We start from the raw sequence: 17,769 nt of genomic DNA on the forward strand, positions 1-17,769 counted from the left end.
AGGCGCGTCGCCGACGCGCTTTAGACAGGTTCGAAGACAATGACGCGTCGATCCGGATCGGCCGAAACAAGCCTTAGCGTCAGGCCATCGCCCTGCCTGAACCCTGAGGCCTTCACATTCGCAACGACAGGCATGTCCGAGAGCTGAACGCGCACACGCTGATCACCGACGTCGGTGACGACGGCCTTGAATGTTTCACCCATGCGCCCCCTCAGCATCACCGCCTCGGCAAGGTCGATGGCCGCGTGGTTGATCTGCGAGGCGCGGGCGCCTGCGCGGCCCATCACCTTTGGCAGTCTGGAAAACGCCTCGGTAACGGCTTGCGGCACCGGCTGGCCGTTGACGATGGCCAGCACGCAGCGCACGACATAGCGATCGGCCAGCCGCCTCAGGGGTGCGGTGGCGTGGGCATAGGTCGCGGCCATCGCCTCGTGCCAGGGGACAACGCCTTCTTCATAGGGTTGGTAGGACGCGCCGGAGCCGGCGCGGCGGATTTCCAGCATCAGCGCTGCCTGTTGCATGTTGGTCGGATCGAGGGTTCGCTGATAGTCGGGCAGGCTGGTCAAAGGAGGCCAGGACAGGCCTAAGGCCCGTGCCGCGCTGCGCAGTCTTTGTACTTTGGAAGCATCGGGCGGCGCCATCACCCGGAACAAGCCGGTCCGGTGTGCCAGCATGGCGTCGGCAATCGCCATGTTAGCGGCCAGCGAAAGTGCTGCGTTGTCTTGCTCGGATTGCAGCAGCGGTCTGAACGCAAGCTGGAACGTGCCATCGGCAAGCTGTTCCACCTCCTGCTCGGGTGGGTCGACGCGCGAAGCGCCGCGACGCTCTTCGGCCGCCGCCATGCGCCGCGCGATTTCGGCGAAGCCGACTGGGACGTCGGCGGCCTGCACGCTGTCATAGGCGAGCTTGGCGCGGCCTTGAATGATTGCCCGCTCCGCGCCATCCAGCCTTACCGCTCCGTCGTCGGCGATCCGGACCGTGAAGATGACAGCCGGACGCGGACCGCTGGGCAGCAAGCTCGCGGCGCCCTCGGCAAGCACCCGGGGATAGAGCCCGGCCTTGCCGTCCGGCAAATACAGGGTTTCGCCCCGCGCCCAGGCTTCGCGATCCACCGCGTCGCCGTCCGCGACGAACCAGGCTACGTCGGCAATGGCATAGTGCAACAGAAGGTCGCTACCGCTCGCTTCGATCGAAAACGCTTGGTCAAGATCGGTGGAAGCCGCGGGGTCGAGCGTCACGAAGGGCATCGCCGTGCGGTCGGCATGCTGGTCGGGCACGCGCCTGGCCGCCGTCTGTGCCATGGCCATTACATCAGGGGGAAATCCCTCCGGCACATGGAACTCGGTGCGGATTTTCGCGAGGCCGGTAGCGAGTGCCTGCGAGGGATCGTTCAACGATTTCATGGCGCCGTCCTACACCGGCGTTGCGGGCACGGGAAGGTGGTTTGCCGGCAGTGCCGGCCGACCATGGGCTGGCATGAGCGCGGAACGGAAGTTGACCGCCAGCGCTGGAACCGTAGCCGGAGCGCAACGTTTCTTCCCTTGGCAGCAAAGGAGGAGCCGATATGCCTGCAACCTCAAAAGCACAGCAAAAGGCCGCTGGCGCAGCCCTGTCGGCCAAGCGCGGCGAGACCAGGAAGAGCGAGCTTCAAGGCGCGTCGAAGTCGATGTACAATTCGATGAGCGAAAAACAGCTCGAGGAATTCGCAGAGACCAAGCGCAAAGGCCTGCCGGAGAAGAAATCGGCAGACTGAAACCTTGAACCGAGTTGATAAACAAAGCCCGTGGCCGAAACCACGGGCTTCTTCGATTCAGGCCAAGCCCGAAACTCCTGACGTCACCAGCAGCGCTTCACCTTGTAGCGGATGACCTTCTTGTGGCCATGCCGCCAGATGACCTTCTTCTTCACCACGACATGGCAGGTCTGACGATGCTTGTGGCCCTGCCAATGCTTGGCCATCGCTGGCTCGGGCACGGCGATCGACATCGTCCCGGCCAGGACGGCTGCACCGACCAACGAGAGGAAAAACTTCTTCATGCGACTTCGGGCTCCTTTGGCTCCAGTCCCTTCCTAAATGCCGTCGGCGCAACAACCTCCCGCCGCATCCGGCACGGCACTCAACGCCAAAGACGTGATATGGTTGCCGGGCCCAGCGCCAGCGACGCGCTTGACTCTGCTCAAATCTCCGTTTATCGAGCGCACCAACACCGGGCCGCAATGCCCGGTTGTTTCTTTTGCATGGCAAGCCCGGGAAAGCAGGTTTATCGTTTCCTGGGTTTTGTCTAGACTGACGTGTCCCGTGGGTTTTCCGCCGCGTTGCGTGGGAAAACCCTGTCAGGCCTCGAAAACGGAGGCCAGAGGAGGGCGCGTTTCCTTCACCCGGACCATGAGGTTCCGGGTGGTTTGTTTTGAAAGGGAATGCGATGAGCAAGCGCGAATCCGCGAAGTACAAGATCGACCGCCGTCTCGGCGAAAACATCTGGGGCCGCCCGAAGTCCCCGGTCAACAAGCGTGAATACGGCCCCGGCCAGCACGGCCAGCGCCGCAAGGGCAAGCTTTCCGATTTCGGCCTGCAGCTGCGCGCCAAGCAGAAGCTGAAGGGTCACTATGGTGATGTCTCCGAAAAGCAGTTCCGCAAAGTCTATGAAGAGGCTGATCGCCGCAAGGGCGACACCTCCGAGAACCTGATCGGCCTGCTCGAGTCGCGTCTCGACGCGGTCGTCTACCGCTCCAAGTTCGTGCCGACCATTTTCGCGGCTCGCCAGTTCGTCAACCACGGCCACGTCAACGTCAACGGCAAGCGCGTCAACATCGGCTCGTACCGTTGCAAGCCGGGCGACGTCGTCGAAGTGCGCGAAAAGTCGAAGCAGTTGGTCATCGTGCTGGAAGCGGTCGGCCTCGCCGAGCGCGACGTGCCGGACTATATCGAAGTCGATCACAACAAGATGGTCGCGACCTTCTCGCGCATCCCCGGCCTGGCCGACGTACCGTTCGCCGTGCAGATGGAGCCGAACCTGGTCGTCGAATTCTATTCGCGCTAAGCGATCGCTTTTCTGCGATACCGGAAAGGGCCGCCCGTCGAGGCGGCCTTTTCTTTGTCGGCCATGTCCGCTAATCCGGCACTCTCGGCTATGGAAAGCGACAAGCCATGAACATGCTGGCAGACATCGAAACAGTTGAACCGATTGCTGAAGGCGGCTTCCATCCGCTGTTTGCCGACGTGCCGTCATCGGTCGAGTTCAACAAACTGCGCAAGCGGCTGTTGCGGTTGACCCGTCAGGTGGTCGAGGATTTCGCCATGGCGAGGCCCGACGACCGCTGGCTGGTGGCCTTGTCCGGCGGCAAGGATTCCTACGGCCTGCTCGCCGTGCTGCTCGATCTCAAATGGCGCGGGCTTTTGCCGGTCGAGCTGCTGGCCTGCAATCTCGACCAGGGCCAGCCGAATTTCCCGAAGCACATTTTGCCCGATTACCTCGATGCGCATCGCATTCCCCATCGCATCGAGTATCAGGACACCTATTCGGTGGTCACCGACAAGCTGCCTCAGGGCAGCACCTACTGTTCGCTGTGCTCGCGGCTGCGGCGCGGCCATCTCTATCGCATCGCGCGCGAGGAGGGCTGTTCGGCGCTGGTCCTCGGCCACCACCGCGAGGACATTCTCGAAACCTTCTTCATGAATCTGTTCCATGGCGGCCGCCTTGCCGCCATGCCGCCAAAGCTGCTCAATGACGACGGCGACGTCATGGTGCTGCGGCCGCTGAGCTACTGCGCCGAGGTCGATCTGGAGAAATTCGCCGCCGCGATGAAATTCCCGATCATTCCCTGCGATCTCTGCGGCAGCCAGGAAGGCCTGCAGCGCAACGCCATGAAGGCGATGCTGGACGATATGGAAAAGCGCATGCCGGGCCGCAAGGATACGATGCTGCGCGCGCTGTCCAACACCAGGCCGTCGCATCTGCTCGACAGAAAGCTGTTCGACTTTGCCGCCCTCAATGGCAGCCTCAGCACAGGACAAGACATTTCCGATGATATTTGACGACCAAGCGATCGACTGGCTGGCCGAGCTTCTCGCCGATGCAGCCAAGGCCGAAATCATGCCACGCTTTCGCCGGCTGGGCGAGGGCGACATCAGACAGAAGACCTCGGCTGCCGACCTGGTGACCGAGGCCGACATCAACGCCGAGCGGCTGATCACGGCCAGGCTGCGCGAGCGCTATCCCACGGCGATGATCGTCGGCGAGGAAGCCTGTTCCGACAATCCGGCGCTGCTTCAGGGGCTCGGTGATGCCGACCTCGCCTTCGTCGTCGACCCGGTCGACGGCACCTTCAACTTCGCCTCCGGCGTGCCGCTGTTCGGCGTCATGCTGAGCGTCGTCATCAAGGGCGAAACCGTCGCCGGTATCATCCATGACCCCGTAGGCCGGGACTGGCTGATCGGCGCCAAGGGCGCCGGCAGCCATATCCGCCATGCGCATGGCGCGCTGGAGACGGTGCACGTCGCCGATGCCGTGCCGATCTCACAGATGACCGGCTCCGTCTCCTGGCAATATCTGGCGGAACCGCAACGCTCGCTCCTGGCGCGCAACCAGACCAAGACCCTGTCGCAGTTCGGCTATCGCTGCGCGGCACATGAATACCGTCTTCTGGCCAGCGGCCATGCCCATTTCGTCGTCTACAACAAACTGATGCCGTGGGACCATCTGGTCGGTGTGCTGATCCACGCCGAGGCCGGCGGCTACACCGCGCGGATCGACGGCAGCGCCTATCTGCCCTCGCATATCGACGGCGGCATTCTTGTCGCCCCGGACAAGGAAAGCTGGCAGGAGTTGCGCAGGGAACTCTGGGCGCAATAATCGGCCCGCTGCTGGTAGAGGCTTTCGTCAAGTATATTGGCTCTGTTATAGTGTCCAATCTCTCGCGAAGTCGGAAGCTGCGAAATGAAACATCGGTCCGCAATTGTTGCAACGGCGCTTGCACTTGCCTTGGCCGCCGCTGGCGCCACTGAGGCAAGATCGCAGGAACGCGCGTGCGGCAGTCTCGATCCCGTCGATACCATAGACGAGATGTTTTCCGCGATCTTTGCCTGTTGGCAGCCGCCGCCTGGAAGTGCTGGCATGACCCTGACGCTGAGTTTCTCAATTCGCAAAAACGGCACGCTGATGGGCAAACCGCGCGCCACTTTCTCCCATATGGGAGATGATGCCTCGCTCAACCGGGTCTTTGTGTCATCCGTGCTCGAAGCGCTCGACAAGGCTCTGCCGATGCCGCTGTCGGACAGCATGGGTGGCGCCATCGCAGGGCGCCCGCTGTTCCCTCGTTTCACGGCAGTGATTGGCGGCGCATCCTGAAACGCGTCGCTTGAAGGTGGCTGCGGTCTGAGACAAATAAAACTCGTAGCGCAGAACAGTTGCTCAATGCAGGTCGGTGACGTGCCCTGAAATGGGTGGGTTGTGCGGCTGGAACATCTTGCCGCGCTCGGCGATCAGGATCATCAGCAGGGCCGCGACCGAGACGCTGCAGAAGCCGGCGGCAAGCGGCGTCACCGTGCCGTTGAAGGCCTGGCCGATCAGCGTGCCGAGGATGCCGCCGAGAAAAGTCTGCATGAAGCCCAGGATGGACGACGCGGTGCCCGCCAGTTGGCCGAGCGGCTCCATCGCGAGCGCGTTGAAATTCGCGCCGAGCCCGCCGAAAGGCAGCATCGCGGAGGCAAAGAAGGTGATGAACAGCCAGAGCGGCATGTTCATTTCGAGCGAGACGACCAGCCAGGCAAGGCTGATGCACAGGAACAGAAGCAGCGCGCCTTGCGACAGCCGGCGCATGCCGACCCGTCCGACCAGCCGCGAGTTGAGGTAGTTCGAGAAGGCCAGCACGCCCGCAACGCCGGCGAAGATGACCGGGAATAGCTCGCCGACGTGGAAGATGTCGATATAGATCTGCTGCGCGGAGATGATGAAGCCGAACATGGCGGCGAAGATGAAGGTGCTGGCGAAAGCATAGCAGAGCGTGAGGCGGTTTGTGAGCACGATGCGGAAGCCGTCGATCACCGAAGAGACAGTCAACGGCCGGCGATGTTCGGGATGCAGAGTCTCCGGCAGGCGCAGCAGCGACCACGCCGACACGATCAGCGCCCCGACCGCCATGGTGACGAAGATCCAGTGCCAGGTTGCGAACAGCATGATGACCTGGCCGATCCCGGGCGCGATCACCGGGATGGCCATGAACACCATGAAGATCAGCGACATCACCTCGGCCATGCGCCGGCCGTCGAACGTATCGCGCACGATCGAGACGGCGATGACGCGTGTGGCGGCAGCACCGATGCCTTGCACAAGCCGGCACAGCAACAGGATGGCGAAGGACGGGGCGATGGCCGCGGCCGCAGCCGCCACGACATAGATCGCCAGCCCGGCGACCAATGGCGCGCGGCGCCCGAACCGGTCCGAAATCGGCCCGAAGAAAAGCTGTCCGCCGCCGAAGCCGAGCATATAGGCGGTGATCACATATTGGCGGTGGTTTTCATTTTCGACGCCGAGCGTGGCGCCGATCTGCTGCAGCGCCGGCAGCATGATGTCGATGGCCAGCGAGTTCAACGCCATCAGTGCCGCGCACAGCGCGATGAATTCCCAGCGCGGAATAGGCAATTTGCGTGCCTGTTGCGGCGCTTTTGCTGGCTGGTCCACGGCGGGTCCGATCTTCAAAACGAATATGCGCCGGCATGCCGGCGCATAAGTTCGTCCTCACTCGATAGGGGGAGGTAACATTTTGCCGGGGCGAGGCTGCCCCGTCTCAACTCAGAATCAGGCTGTCGCTTTGACGCTGACGCCCTTGTCGACGAGCAACGTCTGCAACTCGCCCGCCTGAAACATTTCGCGGATGATGTCGCAGCCGCCGACGAATTCGCCCTTGACGTAAAGCTGCGGGATCGTCGGCCAGTTCGAATATTCCTTGATGCCCTGGCGCAGTTCAGCCGAGGTCAGCACGTCGACGCCCTTGTAGTCGGCGCCGATGTAATCGAGGATCTGGACGACCTGGCCGGAAAAGCCGCACTGCGGAAAACCGGGCGTGCCCTTCATGAAAAGGACGACGTCGTTGCCCTTCACTTCGCTGTCGATGTAGTCGTTGATGCCGCTCATGAGATATCCTTTCACGCCTGTGGGAGTCAGGCTCGAAGCATAGCCATCAAATAAACCCATAGATGGGCCGAAACAAGATGTTTGCGCCGCCGTCGCGGAAATGGCGCAAAGGATCGCCTGTCTTGGGCCAAGCATCCGAGCCGATTGCAACCTTCGGAACATGATGAAAAGACGATATGGCGCCGCCCTTCCGATCGCCATCCTGCTGGCGGCGATTGCCGTTGTCTGGTGGCCGAGACGCCCGGAGCCGCCGCCGCTGGTCATTGGCGGTGACCTGCCCGCGCCTTGCCGGAATGTCGCCTTCGAGGCGGTGACCTATGTCGTCTGCGAGACCGATCTTCGCGCCGACATCATCGGTGTTTTCCACGCCGGCGCCGATGGCAAGCCTTTTGGTTCGCTCGAAGCCTTCGACAAGGCGGTTGCGGGCGAGGGGAGGCCGGTGCTGCTCGCCATGAATGGCGGCATGTATCACGAGGATTTGTCGCCGGTCGGCCTGCTGGTCGAGGACGGCAGCGAAAAGTCACGGCTCAATCTTGCCGACGGCGAAGGCAATTTCTTCCTGAAGCCGAACGGCGTCTTTCTGGTCGGCAAGGACGGCAAGGCGGCTGTCATGGAAAGCAACGCCTATGCCGCCGCCAAACCCGATGTCGCCTTCGCCACGCAGTCGGGCCCGATGCTGGTGATCGATGGCCAGATTCATCCACGCTTCGAGCCGAACGGAACCTCGCGCTACGTCCGCAACGGCGTCGGCGTGCGCGATGAAAACACCGTTTTGCTGGCGATCTCGCGGTCTGAGGTAAGTTTCGGCAGCTTTGCGCGGCTGTTTCGCGACGCGCTACAATGCCGCAACGCGCTGTTCCTCGACGGCGCGGTCTCCGCGCTGTCGGATGGCGACAGGATGATTGTCGGCGGAAGATATCCGGCAGGGCCGATCATTGCCGTGTTGGCAAGCCAGCCGCCGACGCGCTAGGCCAGCCTGGCGTCAGTCCGGCACACTGGTCTGCAACGCCAGCGCGTGCAGCACGCCGCCCATATTGCCCTTCAGCGCATCATAGACCATCTGGTGCTGCTGGACGCGGCTCTTTCCGCGGAAGCTTTCGGCCACCACTTCGGCTGCATAGTGATCGCCGTCGCCGGCGAGGTCGCGGATCGTCACCTTGGCGTCCGGAATGCCGTCCTTGATCAGTTTTTCGATGTCGTGGGCATCCATTGCCATGGCAAAATCCTGTTCTGGGCGGCTAGGCACGAGTGACTCGGACGGCAGCCTAAAGCCTTTCTGGTCCGGGTTGAAGCCGTTCTGTCGGCGACGCAGTGTCTAAGGGCCATACTGCCGCGGGTGAACCACACCATCTTCGGTAATGTCGTCGCGGGTCGAGAACCCCCGGCCAAGGCTGAACACCAGGACATAGAGCGGGATGTTGAGCGCCAGGGTGATAATCGGGAGATAGCTGGTCATCTGCCACAAGGGCGAAAAGAATGGTTGGCCATAGCCGTCGCAGATCAGCGATGACCCGTATTCCCACAGCGCGCCGGTAATGACCGCAATGGCAAATAGCTTGATGCAGATGGCGACATGCCTTGCGCGCGCCGGGTTCGGCAAAAGGCGGCTCCACAGCACCAGGCAGACGATGGGGATCGCATAGATCAGGCTTTGCAAGGCCAGCATCGGCAGTGTGCCATTGGCCGCCTCAAGGAACTGGTCACGCCTTTCCAGCAGCGGACAGACCTCGCTCGAGATCGTCGACAGCAGGAAAAAGACGAACGGCCCGAGGAACCAGAAGAAGAACAGCGACGGCCAGAAGACGACTGCGATCAGCGTCCGGGCTGCCAGGCTGGTCAAATGGACTTGTCCATGAAGTTCGGGAACCAGCCTTCGTGGGCGGCGGTCAATTCGCTGACCGGGATCGCCCTGGCATCGCCGAGCTTCAGTTCGTTTCCACCGGTCGAGCCGATCCATGGCGCAAAGATGCCGAGCTTGCTCTGTTCCTCGCGGATGGCGTCCCATTCCTTGCTCTGCGGATCGACGGACAGGGTCAGGAGGTACCGGCCCTGGTCTTCGCCGAACCAGACCGGGATCGGGTCGGTGCCGGCGAGCCCCGGAATTGAGGCGCCGATGCCGGACGCCATCGCCATCTCGGCCAGGGCCACCGCAAGGCCGCCGTCGGAAAGGTCATGCGCCGCGGTGACGACGCCCGACGCGATCAGCGCGCGCACATGGTCGCCGACGCGCTTTTCATGGGCGAGGTCGACGGATGGCGGCGGCCCGTCGGTACGGCCATGGATGTCCCTGAAATAGGCGGACTGGCCGAGATGGCTGCCCCAGCTTGCGGGTGCGCCGACCAGCAGGATCATCTGGCCCTCGGCGGCAAAGCCGATACGGGTCATCTTCGACCAGTCGGCAATCAGCCCGACGCCGCCGATGGTCGGCGTCGGCAGGATGCCCTGGCCGTTGGTTTCATTGTAGAGCGAGACATTGCCCGACACGATCGGGAAGCCGAGCGCGCGGCAGGCATCGCCAATGCCTTTCACCGCGCCGACCAGCTGGCCCATGATCTCAGGCCGTTCCGGATTGCCGAAATTGAGGTTGTCGGTGGCCGCCAGCGGCAGCGCGCCGGTGGCGGTGAGGTTGCGCCAGCATTCGGCCACCGCCTGCTTGCCGCCTTCATACGGGTCGGCCTCGCAATAGCGCGGCGTCACGTCGGAGGAGAAGGCGAGCGCCTTGGTCGGATGGCCTTCGACGCGCACCACGCCGGCGTCGCCGCCCGGAAGCTGCAGCGAATTGCCCTGGATCAGCGTGTCGTACTGCTCCCACACCCAGCGCCGCGACGACAGGTCCGGCCCGCCGAGCAGTTTCAACAGCGCATCGGCGACATCGGCCTTCGGCGCATCGCCGGCTGCGAGCGCCGCAGGCTTCTTCGGCTCGACCCAGGGGCGGTCATATTCCGGCGCCTTGTCGCCAAGGTCCTTGATCGGCAGGTTGGCGACCTCGTCGCCCTGGTGAATGACGCGGAAGCGCAGATCGTCGGTGGTCTTGCCGACTATGGCGAAGTCGAGGCCCCATTTGTGGAAGATCGCCTCGGCTTCCTTTTCCTTCTCCGGGCGCAGCACCATCAGCATGCGCTCCTGGCTTTCCGACAGCATCATCTCATAGGCGCTCATGCGCTCTTCGCGCACCGGCACATGGTCGAGGTGAAGCTCGATGCCGAGGTCGCCCTTGGCGCCCATCTCGACCGCCGAACAGGTGAGGCCGGCCGCACCCATGTCCTGGATGGCGATGACGGCGCCGGACGCCATCAGCTCAAGGCAGGCTTCGAGTAGGCATTTTTCGGTGAAGGGATCGCCGACCTGCACGGTCGGGCGCTTCTCGTCGATCTTGTCGTCGAACTCCGCCGAGGCCATGGTGGCGCCGCCGACGCCGTCGCGGCCGGTCTTGGCGCCGAGATAGACGACCGGCAGGCCGACGCCCTTGGCTTCCGACAGGAAGATCGCATCGGTCTTGGCGAGGCCGGCGGCAAAGGCGTTGACCAGGATATTGCCGTTGTAGCGGGCGTCGAAATTGACCTCGCCGCCGACCGTCGGCACGCCGAACGCATTGCCGTAGCCGCCGACGCCGGAAACCACGCCGCTGACCAGGTGCCTGGTCTTGGGATGGTCGGGTGCGCCAAAGCGCAGCGCATTCATCGCCGCAATCGGCCGCGCGCCCATGGTGAAGACATCGCGCAATATGCCGCCGACGCCGGTCGCCGCACCCTGGTAGGGCTCAATGTAGGAGGGATGGTTGTGGCTCTCCATCTTGAAGACGACGCAGTCGCCATCGCCGATATCGACCACGCCGGCATTCTCGCCCGGACCCTGGATGACCTGAGGCCCGGTGGTCGGCAGCGTGCGCAGCCATTTCTTCGAGGATTTGTAGGAGCAGTGCTCATTCCACATCGCCGAGAAGATGCCGAGTTCGGTAAAGCTCGGTTCGCGCCCGACCAGGTCGAGGATGCGCTGGTATTCGTCGGGCTTCAGCCCATGCGCGGCGATGAGTTCCGGGGTGATCGGCACGGAATTGGAAATGGTCATGGGCGGCGATTGATGTCCATGGGAGAGGGGAATTTGAGTCCCCCTCATATCGCAAGCTTTGGCGTGATACACCCCATTGGATGACGAAAAACGCCGGAAAACCACAGGGCGACGATGGTAGCGGGGAGCCGCTGGGGAACGGTATGGCATCCCGGCCGTTAGGCCTCAAACCAATCAGGAGATTTCGACATGGCCACCAAGCAAGGCAAGAAAGACAATCGCCTCTCCGACAAGGAGGCCATGCATATTGCCGAGACCACCGACGTTTCGCCCAAGCAGGCCAAGGACCTGGCCGAGAAGCACGGCAAGGACAAGGGCGCGAAGGAAGCCAAAAACTTCAAGGCAGAGGGCTGAACCTGAGATCGGTACGCAGGGGCACGGTTTAGCGCCAACGATTCAGGACGAACTGTCGTAGCCGGCGCGGCCTTCCTCCAGCAGCCGCCGGATCACCGCGACGCCGCCGGTGATGTCCTCGCGCCGCCTTGGCTGCGAGACGCCGAAACGCACGCCGTGAAAAACCTGCTCGGAACGCCCCGCCTTGAACTCGTCCTCGTCGTCGAGGAGCACGCCATTTTCGAGGCATGCGCTCCTGAAAGTGCCGGACAGCCAGGGATCGGGCAGCGTCAGCCAGACGAAGGGCACGCTGCCGTGTGACTTGAAGGCGAAACCCGCCAGTGTCTCGCGCACGATGGCGATGCGGGCGGCAATTTCGGCAATGCTGCGTTTGCGGATATCGCCAGCCTGCCCAGACAGCACCAGCCGCGCATTCACCTCCGCCAGCAGGAACGGCATCCCGCCGGTCATCATCTTGTGGGCGACGCGGATGCGATGGCGATAGGCGGGCGGGCAGGAGAGCCAGCCGCCGCGAACACCTGCCGCGACCGATTTCGACAGACCGCCGGCGACAATGGTGCGCTCGGGTGCATATTCGGCGATGAGCGGCGTCGGATCTTCGGTCAGGCCGCCATAGAGATCGTCCTCGATGACGATGACATTGTACGCGCGCGCGACACGAGCGATCGCCTCGCGGCGCGAAACCGACAGGATCGCCAGCGTCGGGTTCTGCACCGTCGGCATCAGGAAGATCATCTTCGGGTGCTTTTGCGCGCAGACGCGTTCGAAATCCTCGGGATCGAGGCCTTCTTCGTCCGATGCCACCAGTGCTATGCGCCGCCCGATCAGCCCGGCGCTGCGGGCGATCTGCGAATAGGTGAGGTGCTCGAAGGCGACATAGTCGCCCGGTGTGGTCAGTGCCGCAATCGCCGCCATCACCGCGGCATGTGTGCCAAGCGTGGGAACGATGGTGTCGGCCGCCGGACGGAACGAATTGCGCGACAGCCAGCGGGCGCCGGCCTCGAACCAGCGCTCCGGAAAATCCCTGGTGTAGCTCGAAATCTCGTGCGGGTGATCCTGCACCGTGCGCGAGAGCATGTCAGCGACAATGGCGCCCTGGCCGATGTCGGGCGCGGCAGTGCTGTCGAAACGCAGCTTGCCGGGCGGCGCATCGACATAGCGCGTGCCTTGCACGGCAGGCTCGGCGAATTCGGGTGACGCTTCCGATTGCTGCGCCAGCACATAGGTCCCGCGACCGACTTCGCCGCTCACCAGGCCGCGCTCGCGCAGCAGCTGATAGGCTCGGCCGATCGTGCCGACCGTCGTGCCGATATCATAGGCGAGATCGCGCTGCGGCGGCAATTTTGCCCCGGCATCGATGACGCCCTTGTCGATGTCCGACTCGATGCTGTCGGCAAGGCGCTGGTAAAGCGGGCCGGAACCGATGGTAAGGTCAGGGAGCCAATTTGTCATGGTGACAATTCTGTATATTGCACCAGATCGGGTGTCAATGCATATCAGAACCGTACCAAGATGGGTACAATTTGCAAGGTTGGCAGAAAGACAATGGATACAATCGAGACAATCCGCTGCGCGGGCATTGAATTGGTCGGGCCGAGCCCGTCCAGCCGGCGAGGCTTTGTCGGCCGGATCGTGGATGTGGTCAGATCGCTGGCGCGATGGATCGACGTGCTGATCGAGCGCCGTCGCGGCCGCCTGGCTTTGCTCGAAATGACCGACGAGCAACTCAGGGATATCGGTGTTTCGCGTGGCGACGCCTACCGTGAAGGGATCCGACGGCTCTGGGACTGACCCGGAGCCGGTTCGTCAACGACGGGTGCGCGGAGCCTGAGGCGTGAGACGCCCTTGTCGGCAAGCACGGCGAGGATGCAAAGCACCAGGAAAACCCCGGTGACGGCCAGCGCCGCAAGCGCGACGCTGGCCACGCCGTTCTTGGCGGCGTCGAGGAACGGATAGGGCACTTCGCCTGCGATCGGCGCGCGCGCCAGCGCATAGGCGAGATAGGCGATCGGATAGGCCATCCACCACGAAATGTCGCTCCAGCGTGTCCTGCCGTCAGCGCCTGCAACAAGCCACCACAGCACGAACAGCACCGGCGTCACATAGTGCAGCAGCACGTCACAGAGCAGGAACAGCCCCTGCGGCTGCCAGAGCTGCGCCAGAACCGTCGCGTAGACGATGAAGACCAGGGCGATGGAAGCCGCCACGCCCGCCCGCATCCGCGGCCCGGCAAAGGCCGGCAGCCAGGCGTAGCCCGAAGGCGACAGCAGCGAGACATGGACCAGCACTGCACCGATGTTGGTCAGGATGGTGAAGAAGCTGAACAGAAAGACGATGGAGCCGAGAAAACTGCGGCCGGCTTCCATCGATGCCGGGATGGTGATGCACGCTTGCAGGACAAGCCCGGCCAGACCGATGATCAATCCCGCAAACTGCAGGAAGCGGCCCATGGCGTCAGGCGGCCGCGTTGCAGGAGGGGTTGCCCGTTTGCCAGCGCGCAATGTCGGATCCGATGCGCGCGCCGAGCGGATCGTCCATCAGCGGACCGAACACGTCGACGCGGCTGGAATTGCCTTGCGCCTGGACGACCAGCAGCGGCTTGCCGCCATAATGCTTGGCCGGCACCAGCAGGAAGCGGGGCGTGCCGCTGAACGAATTCAGCTCATTGGCCATCTGATAGGATTTGAAGGCGGGATCCTTGCTGGCGATCCAGCATTTGTGGGCCGATATCGCTACCTGTTCCATGGCCAGCAGCGAAGCGCTCTTGCCCGTGGGGACCGGCGCGCTCTTCGGGCTGGACTGGCAGGACGCCAACGCCAAGCCGGCAGCAGCCAGGGGACCTAGGCGAACAATCGTCAGTCTCATGGTCAACCGCCCCCGCGTTTTGAAAGGAATTCGAAGAGATATCAGGCGGCGATGCCGAGTGCGCCTTCGAACAGCGCCCGGCCGTCGCTTCCGCCATGCGCGGCCTCGATCAGGTTTTCCGGATGCGGCATCAGGCCGAGCACATTGCCCTTCTCGCTGATGATGCCGGCAATGTCGTTGATCGAGCCATTGGGATTGGTGCCTTCGGCATAGCGGAACACAACCTGTCCTTCGCCCTCGAGGCGCGCAAGCGTGTCGGCATCGGCGAAATAATTGCCGTCATGATGCGCAACCGGCGTGCGGATGATTTGGCCCGGCTGATAGCGGCGGGTGAACATGGTGTTGGCGTTGGCGATCTGCAGCTTCACCTCACGGCAAACGAATTTCAGCGAAGCATTGCGCATCAGCGCGCCGGGCAGCAGGCCGGCCTCGACCAGAATCTGGAACCCGTTGCAGACGCCAATGACCATGACGCCCTTGGCGGCCTTTTCAGCGACTGCCCGCATCACCGGCATCCGCGCGGCAATGGCGCCGCAGCGCAGATAATCGCCGAAGGAGAAGCCGCCGGGAATGGCGATCAGGTCGACATCGGGGATTTCAGTGTCGGTCTGCCAGACGGTCGCCGGCGCCTGCCCGGAAATCTTGGTCAGCGCCGCAATCATGTCGCGGTCGCGGTTGAGGCCGGGGAGAAGAACGACAGCTGATTTCATATCAAGCGATCTCCACCGCGTAATTCTCGATCACCGTATTCGCCAGCAGCTTGTCGCACATGGCTTTCAGATCGGCTTCGGCCTTGGCCTTGTCGGTCTCCGAGAGCTCGAGGTCGAAGACCTTGCCCTGCCGCACCTGGCCGACGCCGCCGAACCCCAGTCCGGACAGAGCGTGCTCTATGGCTTTTCCCTGCGGGTCGAGCACGCCGTTCTTGAGGGTGACGGTGATGCGGGCCTTGATCATGCTGGACAGGTTCCTGTTCGAAGACTTAGCAATTCCAGGAAAAGTGTGAAGCGGTTTTCCGTCCGGAATTGCGTCAAGAAATGAAGACTTAATGCGGCTTGCCTTTGAGGCCATCGGTCGAGGCGACGAGCACCGGGCCGGTCGGGCGCGGCGGCTCGTTCTCGTTCATGATGCCAAGGCGGCGGGCAACTTCCTGATAGGCTTCGACGAGGCCGCCCATATCGCGGCGGAAACGGTCCTTGTCGAGCTTGTCCTGCGTTGCCACGTCCCACAGCCGGCACGAATCCGGCGAGATCTCGTCGGCAACGACGATGCGCATCATGTCGCCCTCGAACAGGCGGCCGCATTCGATCTTGAAATCCACGAGCTGGATGCCGACACCCATGAACAGGCCGGAGAGGAAGTCGTTGACGCGGATGGCCAGCGCCATGACGTCGTCGATCTCCTGCGGGCTTGCCCAGCCGAAAGCGGTGATGTGCTCTTCCGACACCATCGGATCGTCGAGCGCATCGGCCTTGTAATAGAATTCGATGATCGAACGCGGCAGAACGGTGCCTTCCTCGATGCCGAGGCGCTTGGACAGCGAGCCGGCGGCGACATTGCGCACCACCACTTCGAGCGGAATGATCTCGACTTCCTTGATCAGCTGCTCGCGCATGTTGAGCCGGCGGATGAAGTGGGTCGGAATGCCCATGCGGTTCAGATGGTTGAAGATGTACTCGGAAATGCGGTTGTTGAGCACACCCTTGCCGTCGATGACCTCATGTTTCTTCTTGTTGAATGCGGTCGCATCATCTTTGAAGAACTGGATAAGCGTGCCCGGTTCCGGTCCCTCATAGAGGATCTTGGCCTTGCCTTCATAAATGCGGCGGCGATTTTTCATCTGATTTTTCTCTGGATTTGCGGGCAGGCGGCAAGCGACCAGTTCCTGTCCGTCTGCCTAAATTGGTGCGGCGACGGGTGGGGTTCAATGCCGGGTCTATCCCAATCACAGCGTTTGCTCAATCGGCAAATCCTTTCCATCGACCGCTTTCAGGAATGAAATGCCGCAGCGCAGCAAGTGATGTAGCATATTGACCGGCCCGCGCCCTTTTGGTTTGTGCTGCGGCAACACACATATCCATCGCCAACGCGAATCGATTTCATCGGAGGGAAGCCATGAGCAGCATGAAAGACCGCGAAGAGGGTTTTGAGCGCAAATTCGCCTTCGACGAAGAACTTCGCTTCAAGGCTTCCGCACGGCGCAACAAGGCGCTCGGTCTGTGGGCCGCCGAAAAGCTGGGCAAATCCGGCACTGACGCCGACGCCTATGCCAAGGAAGTTGTGGTTTCCGATATCGAGGAAGCCGGCGATCACGACGTATTCCGCAAGATCCGCAAGGATTTCGACGCCGCCGGCGTCGACCAGTCGGATCACCAGATCCGCCGCACCATGGACGAACTGATGGCGCAGGCGATCGAGCAGATCAAGAATACCTAGAGCGAGTAGCGCTGGACCAATCGACCGCCCGGTCCAGCCGGGCGGTTTTTCTTTGCCTTTTCAGCCTTTTCCGGCTGAAACTGTGCGTGGGCCTGTTACAAGGCTCAACCCAACGAGGAAAGCACCATGTCCCTGAAGTCACGCCTGGCGGCGGATGAAACGCTGTTCACCGCCTGGTCCGGCGTTCCGGACGCTTTGACGGTCGAAATCATCGCCAAGCAGGGTTTTGACGCCGTCACCCTCGATATGCAGCATGGCGGACACCACGAGGACTCGGTCCTGCGCGGGCTGGTGCCGGTGCTGGCCGCCAACAAGCCGGCGCTGGTGCGCATTCCGGTCGGCCGCTTCGACATGGCCAGCCGCGCCCTCGATTTCGGTGCCGAGGCGGTGATTGCACCGATGGTGAATTCGGTGGCCGATGCAAAACTCTTTGCCGCGGCGATGAAATATCCGCCGATGGGCGAGCGCTCCTGGGGCCCGACCTATGCTTTTCCGCGCCATGGCAAAGGCGACCACGCCGAATGGCTGCGCGACACCAATCAACGCACCATGGCCTTTGCCATGGTCGAAACGCGCGCCGCACTCGATGCGCTGGACGGCATCCTCGACACGCCGGGCATTGACGGCATCTTCCTCGGCCCATCGGATTTCTCCATCGCCTGGTCGAATGGCGCCACCGTCAATTCGACGCTGGAAAGCATGATGGAAACCGTCGCCTCCATCGCCGAGCGGACGCGCAAGGCGGGCAAGCATGCGGCGATCTACGTCGTTGAGCCGGCGATTGCCGGCCGCGTCGTGGCGATGGGCTACCGGCTGCTGGCGATGGGCTCGGACCATGCGCTGATTTCGCTCGGCGCAAAGATACTCATCAAAAGCATGAACGATTCGATAAAGGGCTGAGGCGTGGTGCCTTGCC

The 17,769-nt window shown here is 62.6% G+C and carries 24 protein-coding genes; 10 read left to right on the top strand and 14 right to left on the bottom strand.

Annotated elements, in window-relative coordinates; translation table 11 throughout:
• Positions 1-20: 20 nt before the first annotated feature.
• Positions 21-1,403, bottom strand: coding sequence for an RNB domain-containing ribonuclease (locus tag NLY36_RS30495; protein ID WP_023736515.1), 1,383 nt, complete (start codon positions 1,401-1,403; stop codon positions 21-23).
• Positions 1,404-1,564: 161 nt separating this feature from the next.
• Between NLY36_RS30495 and NLY36_RS30500 the strand changes: the two genes are divergently transcribed.
• On the top strand, positions 1,565-1,753 hold the full coding sequence (locus NLY36_RS30500; RefSeq protein ID WP_023684876.1) for a DUF3008 family protein: 189 nt from the start codon (positions 1,565-1,567) through the stop codon (positions 1,751-1,753).
• Between the two features lie 83 nt (positions 1,754-1,836).
• On the opposite strand, the gene NLY36_RS30505 is transcribed toward NLY36_RS30500, so the two are convergent.
• Positions 1,837-2,037 (bottom strand): hypothetical protein, encoded by a 201-nt coding sequence (locus NLY36_RS30505; protein WP_023690200.1) that lies wholly within the window; start codon positions 2,035-2,037, stop codon positions 1,837-1,839.
• Positions 2,038-2,423: 386 nt separating this feature from the next.
• Here NLY36_RS30505 and rpsD point away from each other — a divergent pair, with 386 nt between their 5' ends.
• The 4 genes from rpsD (at position 2,424) to NLY36_RS30525 (ending at position 5,348) form a co-directional block, all read left to right on the top strand.
• Positions 2,424-3,041: a 30S ribosomal protein S4 gene (rpsD, locus tag NLY36_RS30510; RefSeq protein WP_023669107.1), complete on the top strand. Its 618-nt coding sequence runs from the start codon at positions 2,424-2,426 to the stop codon at positions 3,039-3,041.
• A 107-nt stretch (positions 3,042-3,148) separates the two neighbouring features.
• A complete protein-coding gene (gene ttcA, locus NLY36_RS30515; protein WP_023736516.1) occupies positions 3,149-4,036 on the top strand; it encodes a tRNA 2-thiocytidine(32) synthetase TtcA in 888 nt (295 codons plus the stop codon).
• The gene (locus NLY36_RS30520) at positions 4,026-4,853 is read left to right on the top strand and encodes an inositol monophosphatase family protein (protein ID WP_023711499.1); all 828 of its coding nucleotides are present in this window, start codon (positions 4,026-4,028) and stop codon (positions 4,851-4,853) included. Before ttcA ends, NLY36_RS30520 begins: the two co-directional genes overlap by 11 nt.
• A gap of 84 nt (positions 4,854-4,937) precedes the next feature.
• Positions 4,938-5,348, top strand: a complete 411-nt coding sequence (locus NLY36_RS30525; RefSeq protein ID WP_023711498.1) for a UCP034077 family protein — start codon at positions 4,938-4,940, stop codon at positions 5,346-5,348.
• 63 nt (positions 5,349-5,411) lie between these two features.
• Here the strand turns inward: NLY36_RS30525 and NLY36_RS30530 are convergent, their stop codons facing one another.
• Together NLY36_RS30530 and grxD are read right to left on the bottom strand one after the other, a co-directional pair.
• Positions 5,412-6,680 (bottom strand): multidrug effflux MFS transporter, encoded by a 1,269-nt coding sequence (locus NLY36_RS30530; RefSeq protein WP_023711497.1) that lies wholly within the window; start codon positions 6,678-6,680, stop codon positions 5,412-5,414.
• Between the two features lie 117 nt (positions 6,681-6,797).
• Positions 6,798-7,133, bottom strand: coding sequence for a Grx4 family monothiol glutaredoxin (gene grxD, locus NLY36_RS30535; protein WP_023669102.1), 336 nt, complete (start codon positions 7,131-7,133; stop codon positions 6,798-6,800).
• Positions 7,134-7,293: 160 nt separating this feature from the next.
• On the opposite strand from grxD, the gene NLY36_RS30540 reads away from it, so the two are divergent.
• Positions 7,294-8,103 carry a phosphodiester glycosidase family protein gene (locus NLY36_RS30540; RefSeq protein WP_023711496.1) on the top strand — a complete coding sequence of 270 codons (810 nt, stop codon included), beginning with the start codon at positions 7,294-7,296 and terminating at the stop codon, positions 8,101-8,103.
• A 12-nt stretch (positions 8,104-8,115) separates the two neighbouring features.
• Here NLY36_RS30540 and NLY36_RS30545 read toward each other — a convergent pair whose 3' ends face one another.
• The 3 genes from NLY36_RS30545 to purL all read right to left on the bottom strand — a co-directional run bounded on the left by NLY36_RS30545 (position 8,116) and on the right by purL (position 11,201).
• The gene (locus tag NLY36_RS30545; protein ID WP_010909092.1) at positions 8,116-8,349 is read right to left on the bottom strand and encodes a BolA/IbaG family iron-sulfur metabolism protein; all 234 of its coding nucleotides are present in this window, start codon (positions 8,347-8,349) and stop codon (positions 8,116-8,118) included.
• Between the two features lie 99 nt (positions 8,350-8,448).
• A complete protein-coding gene (locus tag NLY36_RS30550; protein ID WP_023711495.1) occupies positions 8,449-8,973 on the bottom strand; it encodes a hypothetical protein in 525 nt (174 codons plus the stop codon).
• On the bottom strand, positions 8,970-11,201 hold the full coding sequence (purL, locus tag NLY36_RS30555; protein ID WP_023711494.1) for a phosphoribosylformylglycinamidine synthase subunit PurL: 2,232 nt from the start codon (positions 11,199-11,201) through the stop codon (positions 8,970-8,972). The genes NLY36_RS30550 and purL overlap by 4 nt, the downstream gene beginning before the upstream one ends.
• Before the next feature lie 189 nt (positions 11,202-11,390).
• On the opposite strand from purL, the gene NLY36_RS30560 reads away from it, so the two are divergent.
• On the top strand, positions 11,391-11,555 hold the full coding sequence (locus tag NLY36_RS30560) for a hypothetical protein (RefSeq protein WP_023669098.1): 165 nt from the start codon (positions 11,391-11,393) through the stop codon (positions 11,553-11,555).
• A gap of 42 nt (positions 11,556-11,597) precedes the next feature.
• Here the strand turns inward: NLY36_RS30560 and NLY36_RS30565 are convergent, their stop codons facing one another.
• The gene (locus NLY36_RS30565) at positions 11,598-13,007 is read right to left on the bottom strand and encodes an aminotransferase-like domain-containing protein (protein WP_023736517.1); all 1,410 of its coding nucleotides are present in this window, start codon (positions 13,005-13,007) and stop codon (positions 11,598-11,600) included.
• Positions 13,008-13,100: 93 nt separating this feature from the next.
• Between NLY36_RS30565 and NLY36_RS30570 the strand changes: the two genes are divergently transcribed.
• Complete coding sequence (locus tag NLY36_RS30570) at positions 13,101-13,346, top strand: DUF1127 domain-containing protein (RefSeq protein ID WP_023736518.1); 246 nt, start codon at positions 13,101-13,103, stop codon at positions 13,344-13,346.
• On the opposite strand, the gene NLY36_RS30575 is transcribed toward NLY36_RS30570, so the two are convergent.
• The 6 genes from NLY36_RS30575 to NLY36_RS30600 form a co-directional block, all read right to left on the bottom strand.
• Positions 13,313-14,005: a Pr6Pr family membrane protein gene (locus NLY36_RS30575; RefSeq protein ID WP_023736519.1), complete on the bottom strand. Its 693-nt coding sequence runs from the start codon at positions 14,003-14,005 to the stop codon at positions 13,313-13,315. The two genes, NLY36_RS30570 and NLY36_RS30575, sit on opposite strands and share 34 nt — an antisense overlap.
• Before the next feature lie 4 nt (positions 14,006-14,009).
• Entirely contained in the window at positions 14,010-14,420 is a 411-nt protein-coding gene (locus NLY36_RS30580; protein WP_023669094.1) for a hypothetical protein, read from the bottom strand.
• A gap of 41 nt (positions 14,421-14,461) precedes the next feature.
• Positions 14,462-15,130 carry a phosphoribosylformylglycinamidine synthase subunit PurQ gene (purQ, locus tag NLY36_RS30585; RefSeq protein WP_023684888.1) on the bottom strand — a complete coding sequence of 223 codons (669 nt, stop codon included), beginning with the start codon at positions 15,128-15,130 and terminating at the stop codon, positions 14,462-14,464.
• A 1-nt stretch (position 15,131) separates the two neighbouring features.
• Entirely contained in the window at positions 15,132-15,374 is a 243-nt protein-coding gene (gene purS, locus NLY36_RS30590; protein WP_023669092.1) for a phosphoribosylformylglycinamidine synthase subunit PurS, read from the bottom strand.
• 88 nt (positions 15,375-15,462) lie between these two features.
• Positions 15,463-16,257 carry a phosphoribosylaminoimidazolesuccinocarboxamide synthase gene (purC, locus tag NLY36_RS30595; RefSeq protein ID WP_013532127.1) on the bottom strand — a complete coding sequence of 265 codons (795 nt, stop codon included), beginning with the start codon at positions 16,255-16,257 and terminating at the stop codon, positions 15,463-15,465.
• A gap of 105 nt (positions 16,258-16,362) precedes the next feature.
• Positions 16,363-16,485, bottom strand: a complete 123-nt coding sequence (locus NLY36_RS30600) for a hypothetical protein (RefSeq protein ID WP_280790911.1) — start codon at positions 16,483-16,485, stop codon at positions 16,363-16,365.
• Between the two features lie 47 nt (positions 16,486-16,532).
• Here NLY36_RS30600 and NLY36_RS30605 point away from each other — a divergent pair, with 47 nt between their 5' ends.
• Positions 16,533-16,853, top strand: a complete 321-nt coding sequence (locus NLY36_RS30605) for a DUF1476 domain-containing protein (RefSeq protein WP_023669091.1) — start codon at positions 16,533-16,535, stop codon at positions 16,851-16,853.
• 126 nt (positions 16,854-16,979) lie between these two features.
• Positions 16,980-17,753 carry an HpcH/HpaI aldolase family protein gene (locus NLY36_RS30610; protein WP_023669090.1) on the top strand — a complete coding sequence of 258 codons (774 nt, stop codon included), beginning with the start codon at positions 16,980-16,982 and terminating at the stop codon, positions 17,751-17,753.
• Positions 17,754-17,769 lie beyond the last annotated feature (16 nt).

The organism is Mesorhizobium sp. C399B (genome assembly GCF_030323185.1).
In the GTDB taxonomy this organism is placed as follows: Bacteria; Pseudomonadota; Alphaproteobacteria; order Rhizobiales; family Rhizobiaceae; genus Mesorhizobium.

Excerpts from the sequence above, each read along its gene's own strand:
- NLY36_RS30495 (WP_023736515.1), bottom strand. The coding sequence starts at position 1,403 with ATGAAATCGTTGAACGATCCCTCGCAGGCACTCGCTACCGGCCTCGCG.
- NLY36_RS30500 (WP_023684876.1), top strand. The coding sequence starts at position 1,565 with ATGCCTGCAACCTCAAAAGCACAGCAAAAGGCCGCTGGCGCAGCCCTG.
- NLY36_RS30505 (WP_023690200.1), bottom strand. The coding sequence starts at position 2,037 with ATGAAGAAGTTTTTCCTCTCGTTGGTCGGTGCAGCCGTCCTGGCCGGG.
- rpsD (WP_023669107.1), top strand. The coding sequence starts at position 2,424 with ATGAGCAAGCGCGAATCCGCGAAGTACAAGATCGACCGCCGTCTCGGC.
- ttcA (WP_023736516.1), top strand. The coding sequence starts at position 3,149 with ATGAACATGCTGGCAGACATCGAAACAGTTGAACCGATTGCTGAAGGC.
- NLY36_RS30520 (WP_023711499.1), top strand. The coding sequence starts at position 4,026 with ATGATATTTGACGACCAAGCGATCGACTGGCTGGCCGAGCTTCTCGCC.
- NLY36_RS30525 (WP_023711498.1), top strand. The coding sequence starts at position 4,938 with ATGAAACATCGGTCCGCAATTGTTGCAACGGCGCTTGCACTTGCCTTG.
- grxD (WP_023669102.1), bottom strand. The coding sequence starts at position 7,133 with ATGAGCGGCATCAACGACTACATCGACAGCGAAGTGAAGGGCAACGAC.
- NLY36_RS30540 (WP_023711496.1), top strand. The coding sequence starts at position 7,294 with ATGATGAAAAGACGATATGGCGCCGCCCTTCCGATCGCCATCCTGCTG.
- NLY36_RS30545 (WP_010909092.1), bottom strand. The coding sequence starts at position 8,349 with ATGGCAATGGATGCCCACGACATCGAAAAACTGATCAAGGACGGCATT.
- purL (WP_023711494.1), bottom strand. The coding sequence starts at position 11,201 with ATGACCATTTCCAATTCCGTGCCGATCACCCCGGAACTCATCGCCGCG.
- NLY36_RS30560 (WP_023669098.1), top strand. The coding sequence starts at position 11,391 with ATGGCCACCAAGCAAGGCAAGAAAGACAATCGCCTCTCCGACAAGGAG.
- NLY36_RS30565 (WP_023736517.1), bottom strand. The coding sequence starts at position 13,007 with ATGACAAATTGGCTCCCTGACCTTACCATCGGTTCCGGCCCGCTTTAC.
- NLY36_RS30570 (WP_023736518.1), top strand. The coding sequence starts at position 13,101 with ATGGATACAATCGAGACAATCCGCTGCGCGGGCATTGAATTGGTCGGG.
- NLY36_RS30575 (WP_023736519.1), bottom strand. The coding sequence starts at position 14,005 with ATGGGCCGCTTCCTGCAGTTTGCGGGATTGATCATCGGTCTGGCCGGG.
- NLY36_RS30580 (WP_023669094.1), bottom strand. The coding sequence starts at position 14,420 with ATGAGACTGACGATTGTTCGCCTAGGTCCCCTGGCTGCTGCCGGCTTG.
- purQ (WP_023684888.1), bottom strand. The coding sequence starts at position 15,130 with ATGAAATCAGCTGTCGTTCTTCTCCCCGGCCTCAACCGCGACCGCGAC.
- purS (WP_023669092.1), bottom strand. The coding sequence starts at position 15,374 with ATGATCAAGGCCCGCATCACCGTCACCCTCAAGAACGGCGTGCTCGAC.
- purC (WP_013532127.1), bottom strand. The coding sequence starts at position 16,257 with ATGAAAAATCGCCGCCGCATTTATGAAGGCAAGGCCAAGATCCTCTAT.
- NLY36_RS30605 (WP_023669091.1), top strand. The coding sequence starts at position 16,533 with ATGAGCAGCATGAAAGACCGCGAAGAGGGTTTTGAGCGCAAATTCGCC.
- NLY36_RS30610 (WP_023669090.1), top strand. The coding sequence starts at position 16,980 with ATGTCCCTGAAGTCACGCCTGGCGGCGGATGAAACGCTGTTCACCGCC.